This window comes from Pantoea sp. Cy-639 (genome assembly GCF_011752525.1).
Taxonomy (GTDB): domain Bacteria; phylum Pseudomonadota; class Gammaproteobacteria; order Pseudomonadales; family Pseudomonadaceae; genus Aquipseudomonas.
In genome coordinates this window covers 148,851-161,100 of sequence record NZ_VWXI01000013.1, presented here as the reverse complement: position 1 = coordinate 161,100, position 12,250 = coordinate 148,851, and the positions used below count along the sequence as shown (strand labels likewise).

Genomic DNA, 12,250 nt, shown 5'->3' with positions numbered 1-12,250 from the left:
GTACGGCGGCTACAACGCCTCCCGCACCTTCGGGTCGAGCCGCTCCCCCTCCCCTGCATGCGTCTCGAGCCAGGCCGCCAATTGCTGGCGCATCGCCGGCGTCCAGAAACTCTGCAGGTGCTGCCGCACCCCCTGCACCGCCTTGGCTCGATCCGGCTCGCTGTCGAAATAATGGGCGATCTGGTTGGCCATCTTGACCAGGTTGTCGCTGCTCATCGGCGCACCTCCACCTTGTCGGCACCTTCGGCCTGACGCCGCTGCTGGAGCAGGCGCTGCTGCTCGTCGCTGAAGCGCTGGTAGCGTTTCTGCCATTGCGAAGGCTCGAACACCTTCACCACCTCCACCGCGGTCACCTTGTATTCCGGGCAGTTGGTCGCCCAGTCGGAGTTGTCGGTGGTGATCACGTTGGCCCCGGACTCGGGGAAGTGGAAGGTGGTGTACACCACCCCCGGCGCCACCCGTGCGCTGACCTTGGCACGCAGCACGCTCTGGCCGGCGCGGCTGCCCACGCCCACCCAGTCACCCTCGCCGATGCCACGGCTCTCGGCATCGCTGGGATGGATTTCCAGGCGGTCCTCGTCGTGCCAGGCGACGTTACCGGTACGCCGGGTCTGGGCACCGACGTTGTACTGGCTGAGAATGCGCCCGGTAGTCAGCAGCAAGGGGTAGCGGCTATTGACCTTTTCATCGGTGGGCACGTAGCCGGTGAGCATGAAGCGCCCCTTGCCGCGCACGAACTGGTCGATGTGCATGGTCGGCGTACCGTCGGGCGCGGCGTCGTTGCACGGCCATTGCAGGCTGCCGTGGCGCTCGAGCTCGGCGTAGCTGACGCGGTGGAAGCTCGGGGTGAGACGGGCGATCTCATCCATGATTTCGGACGGGTCGCGGTAGTGCATGGGGTAGCCCAAGGCGCTGGCCAGGGCCACGGTGGCCTCCCAGTCGGCCTTGCCGGCCAGCGGCTGCATCACCTTGCGGACCCGCGAGATACGCCGCTCGGCATTGGTGAAGGTGCCGTCCTTCTCGAGGAACGAGCTGCCCGGCAGGAACACGTGGGCGAACTTGGCCGTCTCGTTGAGGAAGATGTCCTGCACCACCACGCACTCCATCGCCAGCAACGCGGCGGTGACGTGCTGGGTGTTGGGGTCGCTCTGGGCGATGTCCTCGCCCTGGCAATACAGCGCCTTGAAACTGCCATCCAGCGCAGCCTCGAACATGTTGGGAATGCGCAGCCCAGGATCCGGCTGCAAGCTCACGCCCCAGGCCTGCTCGAACTCGGCTCGCACGCTCTGGTTGGAGATGTGCCGGTAGCCAGGCAGTTCGTGGGGGAACGAGCCCATGTCGCAGGAGCCCTGCACGTTGTTCTGCCCGCGCAGCGGGTTCACCCCCACCCCTTCGCGACCGATGTTGCCGGTGGCCATGGCCAGGTTGGCGATACCCATCACCGCCGTGCTGCCCTGGCTGTGTTCGGTGACCCCCAGGCCATAGTAGATCGCCGCGTTGCCGCCCGTGGCGTACAGCCGTGCGGCGGCGCGGATCTGCTCGGCGGGCACGCCGCACACCGGGCCGAGCACTTCCGGGGCATTCTCTGCGAGGCTGACGAAGTCACGCCAGCGGGCGAAATCCTCGGTTTCGCAGCGTGCATCGATGAAATGCTGGTCGAGCAAGCCTTCACTGACGATCACATGGGCCAGGGCATTGAGCATCGCCACGTTGGTGCCCGGGCGCAGTTGCAGGTGCAACTCGGCGCGGGCGTGGGGCGAGTCGACCAGGTCGATGCGCCGCGGGTCGATGACGATCAGCCGCGCGCCCTGGCGCAGGCGGCGCTTGAGCTGCGAGCCGAACACCGGGTGGGCGTCAGTGGGGTTGGCGCCGATCACCAGGATCACGTCGGCCAGCATCACCGAGTCGAAGCTCTGGGTCCCGGCCGACTCGCCCAGGGTCTGCTTGAGACCGTAGCCGGTGGGCGAGTGGCAGACCCGCGCGCAGGTGTCGACGTTGTTGTTGCCGAACGCCGTGCGCACCAGCTTCTGCACCAGGTAGGCCTCTTCGTTGCTGCAGCGGCTGGAGGTGATGCCACCGATGGAGTCTCGTCCGTACTTGAGCTGGATGCGGCGCAGCTCGCTGGCGGCGTAGGTCACCGCCTCGTCCCAGCTGACTTCCTGCCATGGGTCTTCCAGGCGCTTGCGGATCATCGGCGTGGTGATGCGGTCCGGATGCGTCGCATAGCCCCAGGCGAAGCGGCCCTTGACGCAGGCGTGGCCGTGGTTGGCACCGCCGTTCTTGTCCGGGACCATGCGCACCAACTGGTCGCCCTTCATCTCGGCACGGAACGAGCAGCCCACACCGCAGTAGGCGCAGGTGGTGATCACCGCACGCTCGGGCTGGCCCAGCCGGACCAGGCTCTTCTCGCTCAGGGTCGCGGTCGGACAGGCCTGCACGCAGGCGCCACAGGACACGCATTCGGAATCGAGGAAGTCGTCGCCGCCGGCCGCCGCCACCCGCGATTGGAAACCGCGTCCGGTGATGGTCAGGGCGAAGGTGCCCTGGATCTCCTCGCAGGCCCGCACGCAGCGGTTGCAGACGATGCATTTGCTGGGGTCGTAGTCGAAATACGGGTTGGACACGTCCTTCTGCTCGGCCAGGTGATTGGCGCCGTCGTAGCCATAGCGCACCTCACGCAGGCCGACCTGGCCGGCGACGGTCTGCAGTTCGCAGTTGCCGTTGGCCGAGCAGGTCAGGCAGTCCAGCGGGTGGTCGGAGATGTACAGTTCCATCACGTTGCGGCGCAGGTCGGCCAGGCGCGGCGTCTGCGTGCGCACCACCATGCCTTCGCCGACCGGCGTGGTGCAGGAGGCCGGGTAGCCACGCATGCCATCGATCTCGACCATGCACAGGCGGCACGAGCCAAAGGCCTCGAGGCTATCGGTGGCGCACAGCTTGGGGATGGCGGTGCCAAGCATGGCCGCGGCGCGCATCACCGAAGTACCGGCGGGCACGCTGATGGCGCGACCGTCGATGACCAGGCTGACCTGCACGTCGCTGACGCGCGCCGGGGTACCCAGGTCGATGTCCTGGTTGGGATCGAAGTGCTTGATCATTGCGCGGCCTCCGGGTCGGCCAGGCCGAAATCGGCAGGAAAATGCTTGAGGGCGCTGGCCACCGGATACGGAGTCATCCCGCCCATGGCGCACAGCGAGCCGTATTGCAGCGTGTCGCACAGCTCGCGCAGCAGCCCGGCCTGGTTCTCGCGATAGGCCGGATCGCTGCTGGCGATCAGCCGGTCGATCAGTTCCACCCCGCGGGTCGAGCCGATCCGGCACGGCGTGCACTTGCCGCAAGACTCCTCGGCGCAGAACTGCAAGGCGAAACGGGCCATGCCGGCCATGTCCAGGGTGTCGTCGGCCAGCACCACGCCGCCGTGGCCGATCATCGCGCCGACGGCCGCCATCGCCTCGTAGTCCAGCGGCGTGTCGAACTGCGCCGGTGGCACCCAGGCGCCCAGCGGCCCCCCGACCTGCGCCGCCTTGACCGGCCGGCCGCTGGCGGTGCCGGCGCCGTAGTCTTCGACCAGCTCGCGCAGGGTCAGGCCGAAAGCCCGCTCCACCAGCCCGCCATGGCGGACATTGCCGGCCAGCTGGAACGGCAAGGTGCCCAGCGAGCGGCCCATGCCGAAATCACGGTAGAACGCCGCGCCGCGGGCCAGGATGATCGGCACCGACGCCAGGGTGAGCACGTTGTGCACCAGGGTCGGCTGGCCGAACAGGCCCTCCAGCGCCGGCAGCGGCGGCTTGGCCCGGACGATGCCGCGCTTGCCTTCGAGCGAATCGAGCAGCGCGGTCTCCTCGCCGCAGATGTACGCGCCGGCCCCGACCCGCACCTCGAGGTCGAAGGCCAGGCCCTGACCGGCCACATCCAGGTAGCCGGCCTCGCGGGCCAGCAGGATGGCTTCGTTCAGCACGCCGATGGCATCCGGGTACTCCGAGCGTACATAGATGTAGCCCTTGTTCGCCCCTACCGCGAGACCGGCGATGAGCATGCCTTCGATCAGCAGGAACGGGTCGCCTTCCATCAGCATGCGGTCGGCGAAAGTCCCGGAGTCGCCCTCGTCGGCGTTGCACACTACATACTTCTGCGCGGCCTGGGCCTGGCGCACGGTGCGCCACTTGATACCCGCCGGGAACGCCGCCCCACCTCGGCCACGCAGGCCGGAGTCGAGCACCGCGGCGACCACCTCGTCGGCCTCCAGCAGCGCCGCCTGGCGCAGCCCGGCAAAACCGCCATGGGCATGGTAATCGTCCAGCGACAGCGGCCGGGTGATGCCAGCCCGGGCGAACAGCAGGCGCTGCTGGGTCTTCAGGTACGGGATGTCCGCCACGGGGCCCAGTGCCAGGTCATGGCTGGCCGGATCACCGACCAGCGCATCGAGCAGGCCTGGCACGTCGTCGACGCCAACCGGGCCGAAGCCCAGCCGCCCGTCGTCGCTGTCCAGCTCGACCAGCGGCTCGAGCCAGTACAGGCCACGTGAACTGGTGCGCTGGATACGCAACGGCAACTGCCGGCGCTCGGCCTCGCGGGCCAAGGCCGCGGCCACCTGGTCGGCGCCGACCGCACGGGCAACGGAGTCGCAGGGGATGCACAGGCTCAACATGCCTTGGCCTCCTCACGGCAACCGGCCACCAGCGCCCGCAGGCGCTCGGGGGTGACCCGGGCGTGCAACTGGCCATCGAGTTCCAGCGCCGGCGAGCAGGCACACGCGCCCAGGCAGTAGACCGGGCGCAGGCTCAACGCACCGTCGGCGCTGGTGCCGTGATCATCCAGCCCCAGTTGCTCGCGCAATTGCGCGGCCAGCGCCTCGGCACCGCGGCTGCGGCAGGACTCGGCGCGGCACAGGCGCAAGGTATGTCGGGCCGGCGGCGTGGTACGGAAGTCGTGATAGAAGCTGATCACCCCGCGCACCTCGGCCTGGCTGAGATTGAGGGCGTGGGCGATCTCGGCGATGGCGACGTCGGGGATATGGCCGATACCGGCCTGGATGGCGTGGAGGATCGGCAACAACGCGCCGGGGGTCTGCTGCTCGCGGAGCAGGACGCGCTGGATCAAGGGCAGGTAGTCGGACTCATCAGGCATACAGCGGACCTCGCTCTCCCGGATATGCCCGCGCTACGGAACCGATCCGGCGGTGTTCGGCTGCGGCGATCCGGCCCTGCCACGGCTGCAGGCCTCCCGGTCGCCCTCTTCGCCCGGGCCGTGCGTCTTCGCGCCTTCAGCCTGCGGGCATCGTGCAAGCATGGCAGCCCTGTCACGCAGCAGTTGCGTGCAAGCGACAGGCCGCGTCCTGAAACCGACCCACGGCGTCGGATCAGGCCGAGGCCTTGCTCGACCCTCCCTTGCGTAACACACGCAGCCCAGCACGCAGCAATGTCCGGTTCTCCACGACCCGGCTCAATGCCCAGGCGACGACCAGCGCCACCAGCACCACCGCCGCGCTGAGCAGCCACGAGGCCTGGGCATCGCCGTGAATGCGCGGCTGGAACACCCCCAGGGCGAACAGCATGATCGGGAAGTGGATCACATAGAGGGTGTAGGAGTACCCCGCGTGGCGGTACAGCCAGGTGCCGAAGCGCACCCGCCCGTCAAGCAGCAAGGCCAGGAAGCAGGCGAACCACAGCCCCGACACCAGGCGGAACAGGCCGATCCTGGCCATCGCCAGCTGGTTGCCCGACCAGTCGGGATACAGGGCATAGGCCGTGGCGCCGGCAAAGGCCAGGCTCATCACCGCGAACAGCCAGGTGAACAGGCGCTCGCGCAGCAGCCCGCGGGTGTGCAGCCAGGCCAGGCCGAAACCGGCGAACCAGACCGGCGCCAGTTGCCAGAACAGCGGATTGGCGCGGGCCACATAGGCCACCAACGCCAGCAGCGCGACAGCGCCGAGTCGGTTGCCACGCCAGACGAACAACGCGGCGGCGGCCACGTAGTACCAGAACTCCAGCGACAGGCTCCACAACGGACTGTTGCTCGACGGGTTTTCGTACACGAAGCCGTTGAGGAAGGTCAGTGCCCCGAGCACATCGTTCGGCGCCACCACGAACGACGAACGCACGAACTGCGCGCCGGCGATCTCCAGCAAGTTCGAGGTCCCTGATGGAAACACCAGGGGCGCCAGCAGCCCGAGGCCGAGCATCAGCGCCACGGCCGCCAGCAGCGGCGGATACAGCCGCAACGCACGGTCCTTGAAATAGCGCACGGCGTCGAAGCGGCCATGGCGTGCCAGGTTGTTGCTGACCGACTTGCCGATCAGCAGGCCACTGAGCACGAAGAACACCATCACCGCCATCTGCGCCGCCAGTACCACGGCGGTGAACCAGGACTGCAGGGTCGGCAGCAGCAGGGTCTGGTAGGTGTGCCCGAGCAGCACCACGAACGCCGACAGCGCGCGCAGGGAATCGAGCTGGCGCGACTGTGCAAGGCTCAGGCGCGGGCCGGCCTCGTTCATCGGGTCGACTCCTGGCCCTGCGGCGCCGGCCTGGCGGTGCTCTCCAGCCGCTCGATCAGCCGGCGCCCGAGGGCGATACCGGGCTTCTCGACACGCTGGTAGGTCAGCCAGGACAGGCCCGCGGTGAGCGCCAGAACCAGCACGAAGAAGCACAGGCTCTTGAGGTTGCCGTCGCCGAACCAGGCGCCCACGCCCCACAGGCTCAGGACCTTGAGCACGGCGATGTGCACCAGGTACATGCTGAAGCTGAGCTTGCCCAGCCACACCGTGACGCGGTTCACCAGCCAGCGGCCGGGATACGCGCTGAGCAGCAGGGTGAACAGGGCGAACAGCGCGCCGGCCACCACGTGGTGCTCGACGAATGCCTGGCGCGGGTAGCAGAACTCCACCAGCAGCAACAGGAACAGTCCTCCCATCAGCGTCCAACCCTTCCAGCCGAACGCCGCGCACGCCGGCAGCAGGCGGTAGGTGATCAACCCGAGCACGAACACCGGGAACTGGCCGATGAAGTTGAAGAAGGTGAAACCGTCGATCAGGTACTTCTGCCGCTCCTCATACTGGAAGACCAGCGCCGAGAGCGTCGCGTTGTACTGCTGCAGCCACAGCGAGGCCACCAGCAACAGCAACAGCCAGCCCATGTGCCGCACCCGCATCAGCAGTGGGAACACCAGGTAGAAGGTCATCTCCACCGCCACCGACCAGCCGCCCGGCACCACCGAGTTGATGGTCTCGGGGTGCAAGCCATGGAGGAACAGCGCGGTCATCGGCACGAACCACCAACTGATGCCGTTGGGGGCGAAATAGCTGGCATGGGTGCCATTGAGCAGCAGGAACAGGATGATCGCCAGGTAGAACATCGGCGCAATGCGGAACACCCGACGCAGGTAGAAGTCGCGGACCGGGTGCAGGTCGGTGGCGCGCCGCGCCGCCCAGGACATGCACAGGGTCACGGCACTGGCAATGTAGAACAGCTGGACGCCTCGGGCGCCCTCGTCCATAAACTGCTGCAGCCACTGCGACAGCGGTTTGACCTGCTGCGAGGCATGCACCAGCACCACCAGGGCGATGGCCAGGCCGCGAAGCGCGTCGATATAGTCGTATTTTCTCACTGACAGCCCAGACATTTGCTAATTGCGCCCATCGTGCGATGAAGATCGCCGCCATTATCCATAAAAGGCGTGGTGCGGCTAGCGCCCGACGAACCCGACACACCTGCCTCAGCGCCAGCCTGCGCCTTGCGGTTGTCAGGAATACTGACGACCATCGTCTTTTGTCATCAGCCTGGCCAGACATAGAGTGGCTGCACCTGCCTGCCAATACGGTGCACGCCATGCCTTCCCCGCTCGCCCCTTGCGTTTCGCCCGCCTGCGCCCCCCACGCCTCGGCATGCCCAGCCCTGCTGATCGAGCGCGCCAACCAGCCTGGCCCTACGCTCGATGCTCCCCAGGCCCAGGCCTTGCTGCAACTGCACTATGCCCTGAGCGCCACCGTGCAGCCGCTGGGCAGCCAACAGGACCTCAACTATCGAGTCGACAGCGACCACGGGCGTTTCGTGCTGAAGGTCTGCCACGGCAACTATGCCGAAGTCGAGCTGCAAGCCCAGCATGCAGCCCTGGCCCACCTGCGCGAGCACGGCCTGCCAACCCCGGCGGTACACCCCAGCCGCAGCGGCGAGGCCACCCTGCTGGCACTGGAGGTGGATCGCCAGCCCCTGCGCGCCAGGCTGCTCGATTACATGGAAGGCCAGCCGCTGACCTGGCTCGAACATCTGTCGCCACGGCTGGTAGCCGAACTGGGCGCACTGTGCGCCCGGGTCGACCTGGCCCTCGCCGATTTCGACCACCCCGGCCTGGAGCGCACCCTGCAATGGGACCCACGCCACGCCCAGGCGCTGGTCGAGCACCTGCTGCCCACGCTTCCCGCAGACGAGCGACGCCAGCAGCTCGAGCGCATCACCCGCCAGGCCAATGACCGCCTGCGACCACTCGCCAGGCAACTGCCAAGCCAGGCAGTGCACCTGGACATTACCGACGACAACACCGTCTGGGCCCGCGATGCCGAGCGCCAGTGGCAGTTGCAGGGGGTCATCGACTTCGGCGACCTGTGCCGCACCTGGCGCATTGCCGACCTGTCGGTGACCTGCGCGGCCCTGCTGCATCATGCCCAAGGCGACCCCCTGCGCATCCTGCCGGCAGTCGCTGCCTACCAGGCCATCAACCCGCTGGACGACGCCGAACTGCGCGCGCTGTGGCCACTGGTGCTCAACCGTGCCGCGGTGCTGGTACTGAGCAGCCAGCAGCAACTGGCGGTGGCGCCCTCCAATCAGTACATCCTCGACAACATCGCCCACGAGTGGGAAATCTTCGATACCGCCTGCACGGTACCGATGGAGCTGATGGAGGCGGCGATCCTGCTGGCCGCCGGCAAGACGCCGGACACCCCGGACTTCAGCGATTGCGCGCCATTGCTGCCGACCCTCGCCGGACAAGCCGTGACCCGGGTCGACCTGGGCGTGCTCAGCCCGCACTGTGACGCGGGCAACTGGGAGCAGCCCGGTTTCGACACCCGCACGCTGATGGCGCAACCGGCTCCGGCCAGCAGCCTGCATGGCCAGTACCGCCTGTCCCAGACCCACGTCGACCGGCCCGACGAGCCCGCCACCTGCGCCCTTGGCGTGCACCTCAACCTGCTACCGGGCACCCACCTGCAGGCCCCCCAGGCCGGCGTCTGGCTGCGTACCGGCGACAACCGCGGCTACCTGCGCACGGCGCACTGGAGCCTGTGGCTGAACGGCCTGGAAGAGGCACCGCGGGACGGCCAGGCCCTGGAAAAAGGCCAGTCGCTCGGCGTCAGCTGCGGTTTGCTCGAGCTACGGCTGTGCGTGACCGACAAGTGCCAGCCGCCCTCGTTCGCCAGGCCGTCCCATGCCGACGCCTGGCTGGCCTTGTGCCCCTCGCCCCGGGCACTGCTGGGCTTCGACTGCGACGCCGAGCCCCTGCCGGACGCGCAGGCGCTGCTGGCCCGCCGCGAGGCCAGCTTCGCCCGTTCGCAGAAGCACTACTACAGCCAACCGCCGCAGATCGAGCGTGGCTGGCGCAACTACCTGATCGACCTGCAGGGCCGCTCGTACCTGGACATGCTCAACAACGTCGCGGTGCTCGGCCACGGCCACCCGCGCATGGCCAGCGAGTCGGCGCGCCAGTGGTCGCTGGTCAACACCAACTCACGCTTCCACTACGCGGCCATCGCCGAGTTCTCCGAGCGCCTGCTGGCCCTGGCGCCCCCCGGATTCGACCGGGTGTTCCTGGTCAACAGCGGTACCGAGGCCAACGACCTGGCCATCCGCCTGGCCTGGGCCTACAGCGGCGGGCGCGACCTGCTCAGCGTGCTCGAGGCCTACCACGGCTGGTCGGTGGCCACCGACGCGATCTCCACCTCCATCGCCGACAATCCTCAGGCCCTGGAAACCCGTCCGGACTGGGTGCATCCGCTGGAAGCGCCGAACACCTTCCGCGGCCGCTTCCGTGGCGCCGACAGCGCCGCCGGCTACCTGCGCGACGTCGATGCCAAGCTCGCCGAGCTCGACGCCAGCGGTCGTCAACTGGCCGGGATGATCTGCGAGCCGGTGTACGGCAACGCAGGCGGCATCGCCCTGCCGGCCGGCTACCTGCGCGAGGCCTACGCCAAGGTGCGCCAACGCGGCGGCGTGTGCATCGCCGACGAGGTGCAGGTGGGCTACGGGCGCCTGGGTGAACATTTCTGGGGCTTCGAGGAACAAGGCGTGGTGCCGGACATCATCACCATGGCCAAGGGCATGGGCAACGGCCAGCCGCTGGGCGCGGTGATCACCCGCCACGAGATCGCCGAGGCGCTGGAGGCGCAGGGCTACTTCTTCTCCTCCGCCGGCGGCAGCCCGGTCAGCTGCCGCATCGGCCTGGCGGTGCTCGACGTGTTGCGCGACGAAGGGTTGTGGGACAACGCCCGTGATATCGGCCGCCACTTCAAGGCACGCCTGCAAGCGCTGGTGGACAAGCATCCGCTGGCCGGCGCCGCCCATGGCTCAGGCTTCTACCTGGGGCTGGAACTGGTGCGCGACCGCCAGACGCTGGAACCGGCGACCGAGGAGACCATGATCCTCTGCGACCGCCTGCGCGAACTGGGGATCTTCATGCAGCCGACCGGCGACTACCTGAACATCCTCAAGATCAAGCCACCGATGTGCACCACCCGCGCCAGCGTCGACTTCTTCGTCGACAGCATCGACCGGATCCTCGGCGAAGGCCTGTGATCCCAGCGGCCCAGCACAGCCTTGCGCAGGGCCGCAGTTGTCGGCGGCAGGCCTTTGTGTTCATCATCTCGGTCATTCGCACACGCTTATCCCAGGTTCGCCACCCATGGCCTTTACCAGCGATTCCCTCGCCATCTTCCTCGCCGTGCTGGAAGGCGGCTCATTCTCGGCCGCCGCGCGCAAGCTCGGGCGCGTGCCCTCGGCGGTAAGCATGGCGATTGCCCAACTGGAGGCCGAGCTCGACCTGGTGCTGTTCGACCGCGCCACGCGCAAGGCCCTGCCCACCAGCGCCGCCCTGGCCCTGGAGCCCCAGGCCAGGCAGGTGATCTGCCAGTTGAACCTGCTCGATGCCCAGGCCCTGCAGTTGCACCAGGGGCTGGAGAAACGCCTGAGCATCGCCATGGCGCCCGAGCTGCAGACCGGGCGCTGGAGCCTGCCGCTGGAGGTACTGGCCCGGGAATTTCCGAACCTGGAGATCGAAGTGCGCTCGGCGACCCAGACCGAAGCCATTCGCCTGCTGCACGAGGGCAGCGTGCAGTTGGCGCTGGTGTTCGAGCGGCCCGGCATCGACGAACGCGAATCCTTTCTCGAGGCCGGCAGCCAGTTGCTGGTAGCCGTGGCCTCGCCGCACCACTCGGTCGGCCACGACAATGCCACGCCCTGGCCCGAGGAGCGGATCGCCGAGCAGCGGCAGATCATCGTGGCGTCGGGCAAGCCCACCGGCTCCGATCCACGCATGGTGTTGTCGCGGCGGATCTGGCTGACCGACAGCTACCTGGCCACGCTGGAACTGGTGCAGTCCGGCCTGGGCTGGGCGTATCTGCCGCAGCCATTGGTGCAACCCCTGATCGCCTCGGGAGCGCTGGCGCAGGTGCGCTTCGACAACATGGCCAGCCGGTTGCGGCTGTGGGTCGATGTCATCTGGATCAAGTCCCGCCCCCTGGGCCTGGGCGCACGACGCTACCTGGAGCGCCTGCGCGAGGTGTTCGGGCAGGAGGCGCCGCGGGCCTAGGCTGCCGGATCAGAGCGAGAGGATCGCGCGGGCCAGGGTCTGGTCCGACAGGTCGGGATCAGCGAGCACCTGGCGAATGCGCAGCAATGCCGCCTCCATGCGCGCCCCACGAATGGCACCGTCACTGGCGACGAAAGCGGCGGCATCATCCTTGGCGGCCAGCACGATCTTGTCGTCCTTGAATGAACTGCTGGTGCCTTGGCTGGTACCCATGGTCAGGCTGACGGTCATATCGGTGGTCAGGACGAAGCTGGTGGCGTGGACCGGGCTGACGGCCAGGCAACCAACCAGCCACAGCAGGCGTGGCGGGAACACGGTTCTCATGGGAAGACTCGAGAGGCTTTGGAGGATGTGCACCCTAGCAACCACGACCGCTCGACGACTTCAGGAGTTTTGCAAAGGATTGTTAAAAACTGTGGCGTATCGGCAACACCGTCCAGCCATGCGAGCGGCCTGG

Annotated in this window: 9 protein-coding genes; 2 read left to right on the top strand and 7 right to left on the bottom strand. The window is 67.8% G+C overall.

The genetic code is table 11. The features are described from left to right. Positions 1-9: 9 nt before the first annotated feature. From F3J43_RS17005 to F3J43_RS16980, 6 genes are all read right to left on the bottom strand, one after another. Positions 10-216 carry a formate dehydrogenase subunit delta gene (locus tag F3J43_RS17005; protein ID WP_166889007.1) on the bottom strand — a complete coding sequence of 69 codons (207 nt, stop codon included), beginning with the start codon at positions 214-216 and terminating at the stop codon, positions 10-12. Next, positions 213-3,098 (bottom strand): formate dehydrogenase subunit alpha, encoded by a 2,886-nt coding sequence (fdhF, locus tag F3J43_RS17000; protein ID WP_166889002.1) that lies wholly within the window; start codon positions 3,096-3,098, stop codon positions 213-215. Before fdhF ends, F3J43_RS17005 begins: the two co-directional genes overlap by 4 nt. Beyond that, positions 3,095-4,648 carry a formate dehydrogenase beta subunit gene (locus F3J43_RS16995; RefSeq protein ID WP_166889000.1) on the bottom strand — a complete coding sequence of 518 codons (1,554 nt, stop codon included), beginning with the start codon at positions 4,646-4,648 and terminating at the stop codon, positions 3,095-3,097. The genes fdhF and F3J43_RS16995 overlap by 4 nt, the downstream gene beginning before the upstream one ends. After that, positions 4,642-5,127 (bottom strand): formate dehydrogenase subunit gamma, encoded by a 486-nt coding sequence (locus tag F3J43_RS16990; protein ID WP_166888989.1) that lies wholly within the window; start codon positions 5,125-5,127, stop codon positions 4,642-4,644. The genes F3J43_RS16995 and F3J43_RS16990 overlap by 7 nt, the downstream gene beginning before the upstream one ends. 232 nt (positions 5,128-5,359) lie before the next feature. After that, positions 5,360-6,493, bottom strand: a complete 1,134-nt coding sequence (locus F3J43_RS16985) for an acyltransferase family protein (protein WP_166888988.1) — start codon at positions 6,491-6,493, stop codon at positions 5,360-5,362. Next, on the bottom strand, positions 6,490-7,602 hold the full coding sequence (locus F3J43_RS16980; RefSeq protein ID WP_166888985.1) for an acyltransferase family protein: 1,113 nt from the start codon (positions 7,600-7,602) through the stop codon (positions 6,490-6,492). Before F3J43_RS16980 ends, F3J43_RS16985 begins: the two co-directional genes overlap by 4 nt. A 221-nt stretch (positions 7,603-7,823) precedes the next feature. Between F3J43_RS16980 and F3J43_RS16975 the strand changes: the two genes are divergently transcribed. Next, positions 7,824-10,781, top strand: a complete 2,958-nt coding sequence (locus F3J43_RS16975) for an aminotransferase (protein WP_166888982.1) — start codon at positions 7,824-7,826, stop codon at positions 10,779-10,781. Between the two features lie 106 nt (positions 10,782-10,887). Continuing rightward, positions 10,888-11,793 (top strand): LysR family transcriptional regulator, encoded by a 906-nt coding sequence (locus tag F3J43_RS16970; RefSeq protein ID WP_166888977.1) that lies wholly within the window; start codon positions 10,888-10,890, stop codon positions 11,791-11,793. Positions 11,794-11,802: 9 nt separating this feature from the next. On the opposite strand, the gene F3J43_RS16965 is transcribed toward F3J43_RS16970, so the two are convergent. Then, a complete protein-coding gene (locus F3J43_RS16965; RefSeq protein ID WP_166888972.1) occupies positions 11,803-12,117 on the bottom strand; it encodes a DUF2388 domain-containing protein in 315 nt (104 codons plus the stop codon). Positions 12,118-12,250: the final 133 nt, after the last annotated feature.